This window comes from Pseudomonas sp. MWU13-2105 (assembly GCF_023242315.1).
In the GTDB taxonomy this organism is placed as follows: Bacteria; Pseudomonadota; Gammaproteobacteria; order Pseudomonadales; family Pseudomonadaceae; genus Aquipseudomonas.
In genome coordinates, this window is sequence record NZ_JALLIY010000005.1 from 248,570 (window position 1) to 265,799 (window position 17,230).

14 protein-coding genes are annotated in these 17,230 nt (G+C 63.2%); 1 reads left to right on the forward strand and 13 read right to left on the reverse strand.

The genetic code is table 11. The features are described from left to right. Positions 1-41: 41 nt before the first annotated feature. Positions 42-1,334 carry a 4-aminobutyrate--2-oxoglutarate transaminase gene (gabT, locus tag M5B96_RS09320; protein ID WP_248796386.1) on the reverse strand — a complete coding sequence of 431 codons (1,293 nt, stop codon included), beginning with the start codon at positions 1,332-1,334 and terminating at the stop codon, positions 42-44. A gap of 273 nt (positions 1,335-1,607) precedes the next feature. Between gabT and M5B96_RS09325 the strand changes: the two genes are divergently transcribed. Next, on the forward strand, positions 1,608-2,534 hold the full coding sequence (locus M5B96_RS09325) for a 2-hydroxyacid dehydrogenase (protein ID WP_248796387.1): 927 nt from the start codon (positions 1,608-1,610) through the stop codon (positions 2,532-2,534). Positions 2,535-2,597: 63 nt separating this feature from the next. Here the strand turns inward: M5B96_RS09325 and M5B96_RS09330 are convergent, their stop codons facing one another. The 12 genes from M5B96_RS09330 to M5B96_RS09385 form a co-directional block, all read right to left on the reverse strand. Next, positions 2,598-3,677 carry a tartrate dehydrogenase gene (locus M5B96_RS09330; RefSeq protein WP_248796388.1) on the reverse strand — a complete coding sequence of 360 codons (1,080 nt, stop codon included), beginning with the start codon at positions 3,675-3,677 and terminating at the stop codon, positions 2,598-2,600. Between the two features lie 40 nt (positions 3,678-3,717). Further along, positions 3,718-5,175, reverse strand: coding sequence for an NAD-dependent succinate-semialdehyde dehydrogenase (locus M5B96_RS09335; RefSeq protein WP_248796389.1), 1,458 nt, complete (start codon positions 5,173-5,175; stop codon positions 3,718-3,720). 173 nt (positions 5,176-5,348) lie between these two features. Continuing rightward, positions 5,349-6,506 carry an acetylornithine deacetylase gene (argE, locus tag M5B96_RS09340; protein WP_248796390.1) on the reverse strand — a complete coding sequence of 386 codons (1,158 nt, stop codon included), beginning with the start codon at positions 6,504-6,506 and terminating at the stop codon, positions 5,349-5,351. After that, the gene (locus M5B96_RS09345) at positions 6,503-7,657 is read right to left on the reverse strand and encodes an NAD(P)/FAD-dependent oxidoreductase (RefSeq protein WP_248796391.1); all 1,155 of its coding nucleotides are present in this window, start codon (positions 7,655-7,657) and stop codon (positions 6,503-6,505) included. Before M5B96_RS09345 ends, argE begins: the two co-directional genes overlap by 4 nt. After that, positions 7,654-9,030 carry an NAD(P)/FAD-dependent oxidoreductase gene (locus tag M5B96_RS09350; RefSeq protein ID WP_248796392.1) on the reverse strand — a complete coding sequence of 459 codons (1,377 nt, stop codon included), beginning with the start codon at positions 9,028-9,030 and terminating at the stop codon, positions 7,654-7,656. The genes M5B96_RS09345 and M5B96_RS09350 overlap by 4 nt, the downstream gene beginning before the upstream one ends. After that, on the reverse strand, positions 9,012-9,320 hold the full coding sequence (locus M5B96_RS09355) for a (2Fe-2S)-binding protein (RefSeq protein WP_248796393.1): 309 nt from the start codon (positions 9,318-9,320) through the stop codon (positions 9,012-9,014). The genes M5B96_RS09350 and M5B96_RS09355 overlap by 19 nt, the downstream gene beginning before the upstream one ends. Further along, the gene (locus tag M5B96_RS09360; protein WP_248796394.1) at positions 9,317-11,158 is read right to left on the reverse strand and encodes an ABC transporter ATP-binding protein; all 1,842 of its coding nucleotides are present in this window, start codon (positions 11,156-11,158) and stop codon (positions 9,317-9,319) included. Before M5B96_RS09360 ends, M5B96_RS09355 begins: the two co-directional genes overlap by 4 nt. 1 nt (position 11,159) lies before the next feature. Next, on the reverse strand, positions 11,160-12,035 hold the full coding sequence (locus M5B96_RS09365) for an ABC transporter permease (protein WP_248796395.1): 876 nt from the start codon (positions 12,033-12,035) through the stop codon (positions 11,160-11,162). Then, positions 12,032-12,988 carry an ABC transporter permease gene (locus tag M5B96_RS09370; RefSeq protein WP_248796396.1) on the reverse strand — a complete coding sequence of 319 codons (957 nt, stop codon included), beginning with the start codon at positions 12,986-12,988 and terminating at the stop codon, positions 12,032-12,034. The genes M5B96_RS09365 and M5B96_RS09370 overlap by 4 nt, the downstream gene beginning before the upstream one ends. A 49-nt stretch (positions 12,989-13,037) precedes the next feature. Then, a complete protein-coding gene (locus M5B96_RS09375; protein ID WP_248796397.1) occupies positions 13,038-14,675 on the reverse strand; it encodes an ABC transporter substrate-binding protein in 1,638 nt (545 codons plus the stop codon). 92 nt (positions 14,676-14,767) lie between these two features. Next, the gene (locus M5B96_RS09380; protein WP_248796398.1) at positions 14,768-16,042 is read right to left on the reverse strand and encodes an NAD(P)/FAD-dependent oxidoreductase; all 1,275 of its coding nucleotides are present in this window, start codon (positions 16,040-16,042) and stop codon (positions 14,768-14,770) included. Positions 16,043-16,080: 38 nt separating this feature from the next. Continuing rightward, positions 16,081-16,749, reverse strand: a complete 669-nt coding sequence (locus M5B96_RS09385; RefSeq protein WP_248796399.1) for a haloacid dehalogenase type II — start codon at positions 16,747-16,749, stop codon at positions 16,081-16,083. Positions 16,750-17,230: the final 481 nt, after the last annotated feature.

Genomic DNA, 17,230 nt, shown 5'->3' on the forward strand with positions numbered 1-17,230 from the left:
ACGGGCGATGCCTGGTGGCAGCGCCCCGAGCGGGCACCAGCTCAGTTCAAGACGCGTGCCAATGCGCCGTCGAGAATTCGTAGCGCTTCGTCAATCTGTTCTTCGGTGGTCACCAGCGGAGCGAGGAAGCGCAGAACATTGCGGTAGACACCGCATTTTATGACCAGCAAACCACCGTTCCGGGCCTCGTCGATCAGGCGCTGGTTCAAGTCAGCGTCCGGGGTACGAGCCTCGTCATCCTTGACCAACTCGAGCGCCAGCATGAAACCGCTGCCGCGCACGTCGCCGATTTGCCCGTGACGCGCCTGCAAACGCAGCAGCCCCTGGCGCAAACGTTCGCCCAGTGCTGCGCCGCGAGCCAGTAATTGCTCTTGCTCAAAGGCATCGATCACCGCCAGGGCCGCGGCGCAGGACAAGGCATTGCCGCCGTAGGTGCCACCCAGGCCGCCTGGCAAAGGGGCGTCCATGATCGCCGCCTTGCCGACCACCCCCGATAGCGGCAAGCCACCCGCCAGGCTCTTGGCCACCGTCACCAGATCCGGCTGGATCCCGGCATGCTGGAAACCGAACCATTTGCCGGTACGGCCGAAACCGGTCTGGATTTCATCGAGGATCAACACGATGCCGTGCTTTTCAGTCAGGGCTCGCAGTGCCTGAAGAAACTCCACCGGGGCCGCAAGGAACCCGCCGTCACCCTGCACGGGCTCAATGATGATGGCCGCGACCCGCTCCGCTGCCACCTGAGTCGCCAACAACTCGTCGAGCGCCTTGAGCGCCATGTCACTACTGACGCCACGATAGGCATTCGGGTAGGGGGTATGGAACACCTCCGGTGCGAAGGGGCCGAAGTTCTGCTTGTAAGGCTGGCTCATGCCGGTCAGGGTGGTGCCGAGCAGCGTGCGACCGTGGAAGCCGCCGCGAAAGGCGATAACGGCCGAACGGTTGGTGTGGGCGCGGGCAATCTTGATCGCGTTTTCCACGGCTTCGGCGCCCGAAGTGAAGAACGCCGCTTTGTAGGCTTCCTGGCCGCCGATCATTTCGCACAGGCGTTGGGCCAGGTCGAGATAAGGCTTATAGGCAACCACCTGGAAACAGGCATGGGAGACCTTTTGCAATTGGGCCTGCACGGCCGCGACTACCTTGGGATGATTGTGGCCGATATTCAGCACACCGATACCGCCGACGAAGTCCAGGTAGCGCTTGCCGTCCACGTCCCACAATTCGGCACCCTGGGCGCGATCGATCACCAACGGGTGAGCGGTAACCAAGCCACGCGGCACGAATTGATCGCGCTGACGGAGCAAATGAGGGGTTTCGTCGACTTTGCTATTCATGGCATTTCCCATCGTGAGTCCGGCAACCGGGAGGTGGTTGCGATGCTGTTCAGGTTAAGCCTTGCGCGAAACGATCTACGCCGAACTTGCTCCCTGAGAAATTCGGATCAACTGTTTTCACCCTGCCAAACGGCAGATTCCTTCAGCGCGCCGAATCTGCTGGAGCCGCGCCAATAGAACGTCGCGTAACCCGTTTAGCCCGGTGCTTTCGAAAGATCCTGCGCCGGCATTGCGCGATGATGGAGGACACCTTCACCCGTTCAGGAAATGCCCATGGCCCTGCTGTATAAAGCTGACCCCGTACGCGGCGAACAGTGGAAAGCGCTGTTTGCCGAACACGCCCCGGATATCGAATGGCGCGCCTGGCCGGACATCGGCAACCCCGCGGACATCGACTACCTGGCCGCCTGGCAGGCGCCCGACGATCTCGAGGCATTACTGCCCAATCTCAAAGTGCTGTTCGCCCTCTCCGCCGGGGTCGATCAACTGGAGCTCGGTCGCTTGCCAGCCGGTTTGCCGCTGGTGCGCCTGCTGGATCCGGGCATCACCCGGGGCATGTGCGAATACGCCAGTTTCGCCGTGCTGAGCCTGCACCGGGACATGCTCCGTTATCGCCAGCAGCAAACGGCTCGCTGCTGGCAGGCGCACTTGCTGCAACCGGCGAGCCGGCGTCGGATCGGTATCATGGGCCTCGGGACCCAGGCCCGGCAGATTCTGGCGACATTGCAGCCCCTGGGATTTGCGTTGTCGGGTTGGGCCCGCAGCGTCCATCAGGTGCCTGGGGTGGATTGCTATGCAGGCGACGAGCAACTGCCGGCGTTCCTGGGCCAGTGCGATATCTTATTGTGCGTACTGCCGCTGACCGAACAGACCCAGGGCATTCTCGACGACACACTATTCCGCCAACTGCCCCAGGGCGCGGCGCTGATCAACATGGGCCGTGGCGGGCATCTGGTGGAAAGCGATCTGCTGGCGGCCCTGGACTGCGGGCAACTGAGCGGTGCGGTCATCGACGTACTGCAGCAAGAGCCGGCACCGGCGGATCATCCGTTCTGGCACCATCCGAAGATTCTGCTGACCCCGCACATCGCGGCCATGACCCAGCCGGAAAGTGCGTTCGGGGTGTTGCTGGAGAACATTCGGCGACATCAGCGTGGCGAGCCGATGGTCGGCGAGATCGATCCTACCCGGGGTTATTGAGCACGGCACAGGTCCACGGTGGAAGCGGGCTTGCCCACCGCCACAGTGGATCAGTGACATGGGTCAAAGACGCTCGGCAATCGCTTTGCCCACCTCCTGCGTCGAGCCCTTCCCGCCCAGGTCCGGCGTGATCGGCCCGTCGGCGATCACCCGTTCGATCGCCAGCAGGATCCCGTCATGCGCGGCGCGATAGCGCTCATCACCGTTCCCCAGGAAATCGAGCATCAATGCCCCGGACCAGATCATCGCAATCGGGTTGGCAATGTTCTGCCCGTAGATGTCCGGCGCCGAGCCATGCACCGGTTCGAACAGCGACGGAAAACGTCGCTCGGGATCGAGGTTGGCCGACGGCGCGATACCGATGGTCCCGGCACAGGCCGGGCCGAGATCGGAAAGAATGTCGCCGAACAGGTTCGACGCCACCACCACATCAAAGCGGTCCGGTTGCAGCACGAAGCGTGCGCACAGAATGTCGATATGCTGCTTGTCCCAAGTGATGTCCGGGTACCGCTCGGCCATCAAGGCCGTCCTTTCGTCCCAATATGGCATGCTGATGGCGATGCCGTTGGACTTGGTCGCCGCCGTCAAGCGTTTGCTCGGTCGGGTCTGGGCCAGGTCGAAGGCGAATTTGAGGATCCGGTCCACGCCACGCCGGGTGAACACCGATTCCTGCAAGACGAACTCATGCTCGGTGCCCGCGAACATCTTGCCGCCGACCGAGGAGTACTCGCCCTCGGTGTTCTCGCGGATCACCACGAAATCAATATCCCCCGGCTTGCGCCCGGCCAAGGGGCACGGCACACCGGGAAACAGGCGCACCGGGCGGATGTTCACGTACTGGTCAAAGTCCCGACGGAACTTGAGCAGCGAGCCCCACAGGGAAATGTGGTCGGGCACCTTGTCCGGCCAACCCACGGCGCCGAAATAGATCGCGTCAAAGCCTTTGAGCTGTTCGAACCAGTCGTCGGGCATCATCTGCCCGTGTTCCAGATAGTAATCGCAGTGGGCCCAGTCGAGCACTTCGATGCTCAAGTCCAACTGCCATTTCTTCGCGGCCTGCTCCAGTACCCGCAACCCTTCCGGCAGGACTTCCTTGCCGATGCCATCGCCGGCAATCGCGGCGATTCTGAATGCCTTGCTCATCAATCATGCCTCGCAAATGTCTGTGCCATCGTGACTGGGGTTACAGCCCACCGATGTGGAAGGCTTTGACTTCCAGGTACTCGTCCAGGCCGTACTTGCTGCCTTCACGGCCCAGGCCCGACTGTTTGATCCCTCCGAACGGCGCGACTTCCATGGAAATGATCCCGGTGTTGAGACCGACCATGCCGAACTCCAGTGCCTCACCGAAACGCCAGGAACGACGCAGGTCCTGGGTAAAATAGTAGGCGCCCAGACCATAAGGCGTGGCATTGGCCAGCGCGAGCGCTTCGGCTTCATCGGTAAAACGCATCAGCGGCGCCACCGGGCCGAAGGTTTCTTCGTTGGCCAGCAACATGCCGGCATGGGCTTCGCCGAGCACGGTGGGTTGGACAAACTGACTGTCGCCCTCGGGAATCGCGCCACAGAGCAAGCGCGCGCCCTGGCTCAAGGCATCATCGATATGTCGGGCAACTTTGCTCACCGCGGCCGCATTGATCAGCGGGCCGATAGTGACATCGGCGTCCAGGCCGTTGCCGACCTTGAGCTTGCCCACCTCCTCCACCAGTCGCCGGGCAAACCGCTCGTAAATGCCGTCCTGCACCAGGATGCGATTGGCACAGACGCAGGTCTGGCCGGCGTTGCGAAACTTGCTGAGCATGATGCCGGCCACCGCCTGCTCCAGGTCGGCGTCGTCGAACACAATGAACGGCGCATTACCGCCCAGCTCCAGGCTCAGGCGCTTGATGTGTTCGGCGCTCTGGCGCATCAGCAGGCGGCCGACTGCCGTGGAGCCGGTGAAGGAAATCTTCCGGACGGTCGGGTTGGCGGTCAGCTCTTCACCGATACCCGCGGGCATCCCGGTCAGCACATTGAATACCCCCGGCGGAATCCCGACCCGCTCGGCCAGCACCGCCAGGGCCAGGGCCGACAACGGTGTCAGGTCCGAGGGCTTGACGATGATCGGGCAGCCCGCCGCCAGTGCCGGTGCGCATTTGCGGGTGATCATCGCGTTGGGGAAGTTCCACGGGGTGATCGCGGCGCACACGCCCACCGGTTGCTTGAGGGTCAGCAGCCGGCGATCGCCGCTGGGGGCCGGCATGGTTTCACCGTAGACCCGCCGGGCTTCCTCGGCGAACCATTTGACGAAACCGGCGCCGTAGCGAATTTCGCCCTTGGCCTCGTTCAACGGTTTGCCCTGCTCGCAGGTCATGATCAGTGCCAGGTCGTCGAGGTTGTCGAGCATGGCCTGATACCAGCGTTCCAGCAGCGCCGCCCGCTCCGCCGCCGGGCGGGCGCGCCAGGCCGGCCAGGCCCGCTCGGCGGCTTCGATGGCGCGACGGGTTTCCGCGCCTTGCATCGCCGGTACGCGGGCAAGCAACTGGCCGCTGGCCGGGTCGCTGACATCCAGGGTCGCGGCGTTGTCAGCGCCGATCCACTGCCCATCGATATAGGCGAGTTGTGCCAAAAGGCCGGGGTCTTGCAAACGATTCTTGAGCATGGTCGAGGTCCTGATCCGAGACACGCTCCAGTCTAGGGAGGAGCCACGGACGAGGATGCTGAAAGCGCCACGACGACAGTGTCGGATGCTGAAAAACCGGATGGGACGGCAGGCTCTACTGATGGGCATTGGCTATTTATCGTGGCGGGCAGCAAAGGAGTCGCCAAGCGGCCTTACCGTTTCAGGGAGTCCAGCAGCCCCTGCAGAAACCGCTCCCCGGCCTCCATCTGGCTGATCTCGATAAACTCGTCCGGCTTGTGGGCCTGTTCGATCGAGCCCGGCCCGCAGACCACCACCGGGACATCCAGACGTTGCTTGAACAACCCGCCTTCGGTGCCGAAAGAGACTTTGGCGGTGCTGGTATCCGGCGCGGCAAAGTTCTTCAGGAAGCGCACCGCCTCGACGCTCGGGTGGGTGTCGAGACCCGGGTAGACATTGAGGGTTTCGATTTCGATGTCCGCGACACTGGACAGGCGCCTGGCTTCGCGCACGATCACTTGTGCACGCTCGCGCATCTGCTCCAGGAACTGATCCAGATCGTCCGCCGGCAGGTTGCGCACTTCAAAGTCGAGGGTACAGAGGTTGGGCACGATGTTCAGTGCCCTGCCGCCGACGATATGCCCGACATGCACCGTGCTGTAAGGCACATCGTAGTCGGCATCCTGGGCGCCCTGCTCTTGCAACTGCTGCTGGCTTTGACGCAGTACGGCAATAAAATCACAGGCCAGGTGAATCGCATTGACCGAGTGCGGAGCCAGCGATGAGTGAGCCTCCAGGCCCCGGCAATAGGTGCGGTAGGAACCCTTGCCCTTGTGTCCGAGCACGAACTGCATCTGGGTCGGCTCGCCGATCAGGCACAGGAACGGCCGTACCGGGGCCAGGTGCAACACATCGAGCAAACGCCGCACGCCGACGCAACCGGTCTCTTCGTCATGGGACAGCGCCAGTTGCAGCGGCCGGCTCAACGGACTGTCCGCCGCCTCGAGCATGGTGTCGATGGCCAGGGCAATGAAGCCCTTCATGTCGCAGCTGCCACGGCCATAAATCTTGCCGTCCCGCACCGTCGCCTGAAACGCCGGGAAGGTCCAGGCCTGGCCCGCCGCCGGGACCACGTCGGTGTGCCCGGAGAGCAGGATCCCCGGCAATTCCCGAGGGCCGGTGCTGGCGAACAGGTTGGCCTTTTTACCCGTTTCATCCTTGACGATCAGCGACTCGATGCCCTTGCTCAGCAACAGGTCGCGGACGTACTCGATCAAGGCCATGTTCGACTCCGAAGACACCGTGTCGAAAGCCAGCAGGCGTTTGAGAATATCCAGTACACGGGGTTTCATGAGGCCTTGCTCCGTTGCTCGGCTGAAAGGGCGAACCGGCGGATGGAGAACGGCTCGATCAAAGTGCTGGTGCTGCCGGTGCTGATCAGTTCGGCCATCACATCGCCGACGCCCGGGCCGAGCTGGAAACCGTGCCCACAGAAGCCGAAGGCATAGAACAAGCCGTCGACGGTGCCGCTCGGGCCCATCACCGGCAGGGAGTCAGGCAGGTAACCTTCGATACCGCTCCAGACCCGGATAATGTTCAGGTTGCCGACTCCCGGCAGCAGGCGACGCATCTGCCCGAGTTGGTTGAGGATGCTGCGCGGCTCGACCTGGGCCCGCCGGGTCAGCATGTCCGGTTTGCTGCGGTAGCCGCCACCGATGACGATGTTGCCACGGGGAATCTGACGGAAATAAATCACTTCCTCGGGAATCTTGGTGTACACGCCAATCACCGTTGGCAAGGCGTAAGGCACAGGTTCGGTGACGGCCATCTGTGGGCCGTGGGTGTCCAGCGGGACCGGCTCGCCGAATTGCGCCGAGAGTTTCTGCCCCCAGGCACCGGCGGTAATCAGCAGGCGTTCGGCGCTGAACCGGCGACCATCGGTGGTGGTGATACTGAATTCGCCGCCGACCTTCTGCACCTCGGCCACTTCTGTCTGTTCCTCGATCCGTGCGCCGATACGCCGTGCCGCCCGGGCAAATGCCGGAGCCGCCAGACGCGGGTTGGCGTGGCCGTCGTGGGGCGCGTAGGAGCCGCCCTTCACATCTGGCCCCAGGAACGGGAAACGCTGGCGCAGGTCCGCGCCGCGATAGATCTTCAGGTCCAGTTGCGCGGCTTCGGGGGCGGCGGCATAGGCTTCGAGCTCGGCGATTTCATCTTCGCGGTAGCACACCCGCATATGCCCGCTGGCAATGAACTCGAGGTCGTCGTCGATCAGCTCCGGCAAGCGCTTCCACAACGCCCAGGAGCGATTCGCCAGCTCAAGCTGCCCAAGGAAACGCCCCTGCCGCCGGACGTTGCCGAAGTTCACGCCGCTGGCGTACTGACCAATCTGGTCGCGCTCCAGCAGGATCACCGTCCGCCCGCGCCGGCGCAGGAAAAACGCCGCCGCCGCGCCCATCAGGCCACCACCGACAATCACCACATCGGCTTTGTGTAGCGTCATGGCGACACCTCCTCGGTGAGCATCGAAAGCGGTTTGACCGGCGCCTGCCCGCGCTGGCGTCCGACCTGTTGCACGCTAACCCCCGCCGCGGCGGCAATCACCTCGGCCCCGGCCTGGGAGCAGTAACGGCCCTGGCAACGGCCCATGCCGACCCGGCTGAAGGCCTTGGCCCGGTTGACTTCACAGGCGCCCTTTTCGCTGACCGTGCGCCGCAACTCGCCGGCACTGATCATCTCGCACCGGCAGACAATGGCGGTATCCGGCAAGGCTTTGGCTTGCGCCGACGGCCAGGGGAACGCCTGGGCCAGGCCCAGGCGAAACTGCTCCATCACTGCCAGCGCCTGGCGTTGCTCATCGCGCAAGCCGGCATTCACCGGTTTGTGCAAATCCTCCAGCAGCGCCATGGCCACCAGGCGTCCGGCGTGTTCGGCGGCATCCGCGCCACGAATTCTCGAGCCATCGCCGGCGGCATACACGCCGCTCACCGAGGTCCGACCGTCGTCATCGGTGGCCAGCAACCACTGGCTGGAAGCCTCATCGAAGCGCAGGCGACAACCGGCCAGGTCCGCCAATTGGGTTTCCGGGCGCAAGTGATAACCCAAGGCGACGGCATCGCACGCCACGTTCAAGGTTGCCCCCGCCGCTGTCCGCAGCCGCACGCCACTGACTCCGCTGGCGGCGTCACCCAGCACTTGCTGGGGTTGGATGCCCAGGTGTACTGGAATCTTCGCCCGGTACAACTGCGCCAGGAGTTTCATTCCGGTGAACAATAGCCCGGGACGCGCCAGCAGCTTTGGCAAGGCAGCGATGCGTTTGCCCAGCGGCGAAGTGTCGAGCACCGCCGCGACCTTGGCACCAGCCTTGAGATACTGGCTGGCGACCAGATACAGCAACGGTCCGCTGCCCATGAACACCACGCGGTGGCCGATGGACACCGCCTGCGACTTGAGCGCGATTTGCGCGCCACCGAGGCTGTAGGTGCCCGCCAACTGCCAGCCTTCGATCGGCATCAAGCGGTCGGTGGCACCGGTGCACAGGATCAGCGCGTCGTAATCCACGGTCGAGTGTTTGCCCTGGCTGACACAGCACAGCTGCCCCGGTGTCAGGTTCCACACCAGGGTGTCCGGGCGGTAATCGATCGACCCGCGCAAGCGCTCGAAACTCATGTGCAAGTCCCGGGCCTTGGCGGCTTCGCTGCCATACAGCGTGGCGTAATCGCGGGTAAAGCCTTGCGGCTGACGACGATAGATCTGCCCGCCATCGCGACGATTCTCATCGATCAGGATCGGCTTGAAACCGGCGGCCAGCAGGGTTTCGGCACAGCGAATACCCGCCGGCCCGGCGCCGACGATGACTATCCGTGCAGTGGCCATATCGCCTCCGGTTGCGTGGTGAGAATATCCAGCCCTTCACGGACTTCGTTGGAACAGGCGCGCAGGCGCTCGCCGGCGCGGGTCCAGACCCAGCAATCCTGACAAGCGCCCATCAGGCAGAAACCGGCACGACGCCCCGTATCGAACTCCGACTGACGCAACGCAGCACCCTGGGTCAGCAACGCGACCATCAGCGTATCGCCCTGCAAGGCCTCGATCGGTGCGCCGTCCACCAGCAGTTTGACGGTCGGCCGGCCCTGCTCGGCCAGTCTTACAAAACGCCCCTTCATGCATAGGCTCCCTGGATCATGATGTTCAAATCCTGCTGCGTCTTGAGCAGCTCGGCGCTGTCGTGGTGGCAGAGGATTTCACTGCCACCCTCGATGATCCGGCGGTTCGGCGCGGTGTGATTGCACAGGCCGTCCACCCGTACCGGGCAGCGATTGAGGAAGGTGCACAACTCCGGCACATTGGCCTTCGCGCCGATGGGCGGCAGTTCGCCGCAGGTGGTGCCGCAGTTCTCCAGCCAGCCCTGGCGCAGTTCCGGCACCGAATGGATCAACAGGTCGGTGTAAGGATGGAACGGAGCCTGGGCAAATGACTGCCGGGTGCCAGCCTGGACCTTGTGGCCGCTGTACATCACCACGATGTCATCGCACAGCGCGCGCACGGTGGAAATGTCGTGGCTGATGAACAGGTACGAAACCCCCAGCTCCTGGCGCAGGTCGCGCAGCAGTTCGAGAATCGCCGCGCCGACCACGGTGTCGAGTGCCGAGGTCACCTCGTCGCAGAGGATCAGGTCCGGTTTCGCCGCCAGCGCCCGCGCCAGGTTGACCCGCTGCTTCTGCCCGCCGGACAGTTCATTGGGACGCCGTTCGGCCATGGCTCGCGGCAGCCGCACCAGATCCAGCAGTTCACCGATACGCTCACGCAATGCGGCGCCCTTGAGGCCGAAATACATCTTCAGCGGGCGGCTCAGAATGGTAGCGACGCTGTGCATCGGGTTGAGCGCGGTGTCGGCGTTCTGGAAGACCATCTGAATGCGTCGGAACTGCTCAGGGCTGCGTTCGCAGAGACTGCCGCCCAGTGGCTGACCATCGAAAGTCAGCCCTCCCAACGCCGGGGTCAACAGTCCGGCCACCACCCGTGCCAGGGTCGACTTACCGGAACCCGACTCGCCAATCACCCCGATGGCCTGCCCCCGGCGTACCGTCAGGTCGATGTCCTCCAGCACGCGGATCGACGGCATGCCCTGCAGGTTTTTGTTGCCGTAGCCGGCGGTCAGGCCCTTGATCGTCAACAACGGTTCGTCTTCGGCCAGGCCGCTGGGCGGACGGATCGTCGTATCGGGCCGCGCCGCCGCCAGCAGGCTGCGGGTGTACTCATGGGCCGGGCCCTTGAGCAACGGCGCGGTGGCACTCTGTTCGAAGATCTGGCCGCCGTTGAGCACCACGATCTGGTCAGCCATCTGCGCCACGACGGCGAGGTCGTGGGAGACATAGACCGCCGTTGCCCCACGCTCATGGACCACTCGTTTGAAGGCGCGCAGCACGTCGATCTGGGTGGTCACGTCGAGGGCGGTGGTCGGCTCGTCGAGCACCACCAGCAACGGATCGCTGATCAACGCCATCGCCGCCATCACCCGTTGCAATTGCCCACCTGAGACCTGGTGCGGGTAACGCTGGCCGATGTGATCCGGGTCCGGCAAGGCCAGGTCGCGGAACAACTCGATGGCCTTGGCTTCGAGCACGGCCCGGCTGCCCAGGCCATGAATCAAGGCGCCCTCCACCACTTGATCGATCAGCCGCTTCGCCGGGTTGAACGCCGCCGCCGCGCTCTGGGCGATATACGACACCCGGTTGCCACGCAGACCTTGCAGTTCGCGCTCGCTCAACGCCAGCATGTCGTGCTCGCCGACCTGCACCACGCCGCCCGACAACCGGCAGCCGCGCCGGGCATACCCGAGCAGCGCCAGGGCGATGGTGGTCTTGCCGGAACCGGACTCACCGATCAACGCCAACACTTCGCCTTTTTCCAGGGAAAAGCTCACACCCTTGACGATTTCCACCTCGCCGCGCTCGCCACAGGCGACTACGCGCAGGTCTTCGACCCGAATCAACTCACTCATTTCAATGACCTCCCGTACGGCGACTACGTCGGGACGACAGTCTGTCGATAAACAGATTCACGCCAATGGTCAGGGTGCCGATGGCCAGTGCCGGAATCACGATGGCCGGCGCGCCCTGGTTGAGGCCGCCGATGTTTTCCCGTACCAGCGAGCCGAGGTCGGCATCCGGTGGCTGCACCCCCAGGCCGAGAAAGCTCATGCCGCTGAGCAGCAACACGATAAAACCGAATCGCAGCCCCAGGTCGGTCAGCACCGGGTTGAGCATGTTCGGCAGGATTTCCACACAAGCGATGTACAACCGACGCTCGCCACGGGTACGGGCCACCTGCACGTATTCCAGCGCCTCGATATTCACCGCCATGCTGCGAGCGATACGGAAGGCGCCGGGGCAGAAACTCAGCACCGCCGTACAGATCAGCAGGGTGACCGAGGAGCCGAACGCCGACACCATGATCAGCGCCAGCATCTTGCTCGGAATCGAGATAAAGGCGTCCATCAAGCGACTGATCACTTCGTCCAGCCACTTGGGCGACACCACCGAGAGCAACGCGCAACCGGTGCCCAGGCCACTGGCCAACACCGCGGCAATCAAGGCCAGGCCGACGGTGAAACGCGCGCCGACCAGGACACGGCTGAGCATGTCGCGGCCCAGGTAGTCGGTGCCAAACGGGTAAGCGGCGCCGATGCTGTCAAAGACATTGTCGGAGACCACCTCGCCCACCGGGTGCGGCGCCAGCCATGGGCCGAAAATCGCCACCAGCAACCAGATAACGCACATCGCGGCGCCAATCAAACCCAGCCAGGCCGGGCCATGAGACACCTTGCCGGCCGACAGGTCGGGGGTACCCGGCGTCGATTTAACAATGAAATTGTTCATTGGTTTCTCAGCCTCGGATTGGACAGAATCGCGCACAGGTCGGCAATCAGCACCAACCCCAGGTACGCCGTACAAAACAGCATGGTGCAGGCCTGGACCAGGGCCATGTCACGGTTGGTCACGGCATCGACCATCAGGCTGGCGATGCCGGGGTAGTTGAAAATCGTCTCGACAATCACCACCCCGCCCAACAGATAGGACAGGCTCAGGGCGATGGCATTGGCAATCGGTCCGATGGCATTGGGCAAGGCATGCCGCAGCACGATGCGCATCGGGCTCACTCCTTTGAGCCGGGCCATTTCCACATAAGGACTGTCGAGTTGATCGATCACCGCGGCCCGGGTCATCCGGGCCATCTGCGCGACGATCACGCAGCACAGCGTCATCACCGGCAAGGCGTAAGTGCGCAGGAATTGCAGGGGTGAGGTGATGTCACTGGCATAGGACAGCGCCGACAGCCAGCCCAGGTTCACCGCAAAAATCAGCACCGCCAGGGTTGCCACCAGGAACTCCGGTACGGCGACCATCGCCAGGGTGACAAAGCTGAGGATACTGTCGATGCGCCCGCCACGACCCATGGCCGAACCGATGCCCAGAACCAGGGCCACCGGCACGGACACCAGCGCCGTGGCGGCCGCCAGCATCAAGGTGTTGGGCACCCGACCGGCCATCAAGTCGCTGACCGGCATGGCGTTGGAGACAGACAGCCCCATGTCGCCACTGAGCAGGCTTATCAACCAGTGCAGGTAACGCAACACACCCGGCTGATCCAGCCCCAGTTTCAGGCGCAAGGCCGCCACCTGTTCTGGCGTGGCAAACTGCCCCAGCGCCTGTTGCGCCGCGTCTCCCGGCAGTACCGCCGTAATGGCGAATACCACCATGGAGACGATCAACAAGGTCACGATCGCGGCGCCCAGACGCCGGCCGATCAGCCACAGTGTGTTGCTATTCATCGCCCTCTCCTCCTGCAATGCAGCGCTGGCAAAAACCCGCGGCAGCCGATCAGGCGTCCAGCCAGACCTGCTCGGCGAACATGTAGCCCATGAAACCGCCCAACGGGTTGCTGCCATAGCCCTTGACGCGCTGGTCGACGGCATCGATGTTGCTGATGAACACCGGGATGCCGATGCCGCAGTGGTCATGCGCCAGGGTCTGCATGTCCGCGTACATCTTGCTGCGCTTGGTATCGTCGGTTTCAGCGCGGGCAAGCATCAGCAACTGGTCGAACTGCTCGTTCTTCCAAGCGGATTCGTTCCACGGCGCGCTCGACTGGAAGAACTGCGAAAACATCACGTCGGCGTTTGGCCGCGGGTTGATGTTGCCGAAGCTCAACGGGTGTTTCATCCAGTGATTGGACCAATAGCCGTCACTGGGCAGGCGGTTGACGTCGAGCTTGAGCCCGGCCTGTTTCGCCGATTGCTGCAGCAGCACGGCGATATCCACCGAACCGGTTGCCGCCGGCGAAGCCACCAGCGGCATGCTGATGCTGTCCATGCCGGCTTTCTTCAGCAGGAACTTGGCTTTTTCCGGGTCGTAGACGGTCTGCGGCAGGTCCGCGTTGTAATAGCGCGAACCGGGGGCAATCGGGTGGTCGTTACCGACCACGGCAAAGCCACGGAACACGGCGGATTTGATCTGCTCGCGGTCCATCAGGTACTTCATCGCCTGGGTGAATTCCGCACTTTTGCCGGGCATCTGGTCCTGGCGGATGATCAAGTCAGTGTAGTTGCCCGACGGCGCATCCACGACACGGTGAGTAGCGCTGGCCTTGATTCGCGTGGTGGAGCGCGGATTGACCTCGTTGATCATGTGCACGTCGCCCGAGAGCAGCGCGTTGACCCGCGACGGCTCGTCGGCAATGGCAATGAACTCGATCTCGTCCAGGTAAGGCAGGCCCGGTTTCCAATAGCCGGTATTGCGCACGGCAATCGAACGCACGCCTGGCTTGAACTCCTTGACCTTGAACGGCCCGGTACCGATGCCTTGATTGAAGTCGGTGGTGCCCTCTGGAACGATCAGCAGGTGCGAGACCGCCAGGATCGACGGCAGCTCGGCGTTGGGCGCGCTCAGGCGGATCTGTACTTCATTGGCGCCGGTGGCCTTGATTTCAGTGAACTGCTCCATCAGCGGCATGACCTTGGAGCCGGTCAGCGGATCCTTGTGTCGCGACAACGAGAACACCACGTCGGCGGCGCTCAGGGTTTTGCCGTTATGGAAAGTCACGTCCTTGCGCAGGGTGATGGTCCACAACGTGGCATCGACGTTGTCGATGCGCTCGGCCAGCTCCAGTTGCGGCACCAGGTGGCTGTCGAAACGGGTCAGGCCGTTGTAGAACATATAGTGGCGCGCGTAGTCGGTGGACAGCGCCCCCTTGGCCGGGTCCAGGGTATCGGCGGTGGAGCTGGACATGCCGGCAACCCGAATCCGTCCACCCGGCTTGCCTTTGCCGGGACTCGCGGCGTCATCGGCAAACAGCTTGCCGGCGGCGCTGAACAGGCTGCCGGTGCCGGCGGCGGCCACCCCGGCCACACCGAGCAGTTGCAAGGCACTGCGGCGCGACATGCCGCGATTGAGGCCTTCGAATACCCTCAGGCTTTCCTGGCCGGAGATCAGGTTGGAGTCGATCTTTTTATCTGTCATGTAAGCTGTACCTGTCGATAATGAGAAGGCCCATGCTCGCGGTTGTCCGGAGCGTCTAGAAACGCAAACGACGGTGACGCCACAACTTCAACTCAATGCAAATAGTCCTGGAGCCGGTAATAAGCCCCCACCAGCGGCAGGAACCAGGGTTTGCCGAAATGCCCGGGAATCGCCGGCCAGTCGAGTTCGCGCCAGGGGTTGGCCTCGACGTTGCCGGCCATCACCTCGGCCATCACCTGGCCCATATGCACCGACATCTGCACCCCATGGCCGCTGTAGCCCATGGAGTGATACACGCCGCCATGCTGGCCGGCACGGGGCAGCCGGTCGGACGTCATGTCCACCAGCCCGCCCCAGCAATAATCGATCTTCACGTTGGCCAACGACGGGAACATCTGCACCATCGCCGCCCGCAGCACCTTGCCGCTCTTGGCGTCGGAGACACTGTCGGACATCGCAAACCGCGCCCGGCCGCCGAACAGCAGGCGGTTGTCCGGAGTCAGGCGGAAGTAGTTACCGATCATGCGGCTGGTGACATAGGCCCGCCGACCGGGCAGCAACTGGTCGATCAGCGCCCGGGGCAGGACCTCGGTGGCGATCACGAAACTGCCCACCGGCACGATCCGCCGCCGGTACCAGCCCAACCCGCCGTGCTGACAGGCGCCGGTCGCCAGCAGCACTTGCCCGGCGTGCAGCGAGCCCTTGGCGGTGTTGACCTGATAACCGCCGGCCCGGGCTTTCCAGTCCGTCACCGGCGTGTCCTGATGGATCAACGCACCATGACGTACAGCGGCTTCGGCCAGACCGACACCAAAGCGCCCGACATGCATCTGCACGCCATTGCGCTGCAGCAAGCCACCGTGGAACTGGGCCGAGTCGACTTCAGCGCGAATCTGCTCGGCAGACAGCAACTCGACATCGGCATCGACCTCCCGACGAATCAATTCGCAGGTCCGTGCCAGGCCCTCGTAGTGCATCGGCTTGGCGGCCAGTTTGAGCTTGCCGCTTCGCTTCAGGTCGCAGGCGATCTGCTCCTGCTCCACCAGCGAAACCACGCTTTGCACGGCACTCTCGTAGGCTTGGTAATAGGCCCGTGCCCGGTCGGCACCAAGGCTGGCGCTCAGGCCGGCGTAATCCTGGGCCACGCCGGTATTGCACTGCCCGCCGTTGCGCCCCGAGGCTTCGCCGATCACCCGTCCGGCTTCCAGCACCACCACGCTGGCCCCCTTCGAGGCCAGCGCGCGAGCTGCCGCCAGTCCGGTGAAACCGCCACCGATAACGACCACGTCGACCTGCCCGGGCAACGCGCCGAGCTGTGCACCGGTAAACGCCGGTGCGGTGTCGAGCCAGTAGGATTCACTGCCCATGTCTGATCCGCCTATGCCAAGAAGAGTGCCGTTACGACTCAGAGACCGACCAGCGCGGCCAGCCCACCGATATCGCTGATCTGCTGATAGCCGTAGAAAGCGTTGCCCGGAACTTCGTGACCACGGGCAACGAAGGCCTTGTTGCGGATCTTCATGTCGTGGGCCGGCATCAGGTCGTAACGGAAGCTCGACGACACATGCAAGATGTCCTCCGGGCCGCAGTTGAGGTTGTCGAGCATGTACTCGAACGCCGCCAGACGCGGCTTGTAGGCCTGTGCCTGTTCGGCGGTAAAGACCTTGTGAAAGGGTGCGCCGAGCTTGTCGACGTTGGACATGATCTGGCTGTCGCTGGCGTTGGAGAAAATCACCAGGGGGATCTTGTCGGCGATTTTCGCCAGGCCGGCCGGTACGTCCGGGTGCGGGCCCCAGGTCGGCACGGCGTCGTAATACAGCTGGCCTTCGTTACGGTATTCGATGCCCCAGCGCTTGCAGGTCCGCGCCAGGGCGGTCTTGAGGATTTCGTCATACGGCATCCAGTCACCCATGACCTGGTCCAGGCGATAGGCCGAGAAGTCCTTGACGAACTGGTCCATCTGCTCGGGCACGACACGATCGGCGAACAGCTCGCGAGTCATCGTTCCCATGTGGAAATTGGTCAGCGTACCGTAGCAGTCGAACGTAATGAATTTGGGACGAAGAAAGCTCATTGAGTGCGGTCCTGAAGTTCGTTGAGGTCATGGCGTGACAAGCATTCGCTCCGTTTCAGGAGCCGTGATGCAACGCTGCAGCACATCGTCATTACAACACCGTGAAATCAGCAGATGGCGTTAAAAGCGACCTCTGCTCAATACAAACCACCGTTTTGGTACCTCCCCTCAGCAGACTTTGCGGGTCGCTCCAGCCTTGGGCAAACCCCGTATTCATGCGCTCTTATGGACCTTTATAGCGCTATACAGGCTCAATACGAACTGAACCACCGCAGAACCTGCGCCGGGCCGAACGAAAACGGGCGCTTCCCTGCGGAAGCGCCCGTTTGGGTGCGGTTTGAACCCCTGAGGTGCGATGTCGTGCCATGTACTTGTGGCGAGGGAGCTTGCTCCCGTTCGACTGTGAAGCAGTCGCGCAAGCGCCTGACAGGTTTTACTTGAAGCACCGCAGTGGCTGGTTTTGGGGGCGCTTCGCCCCCCA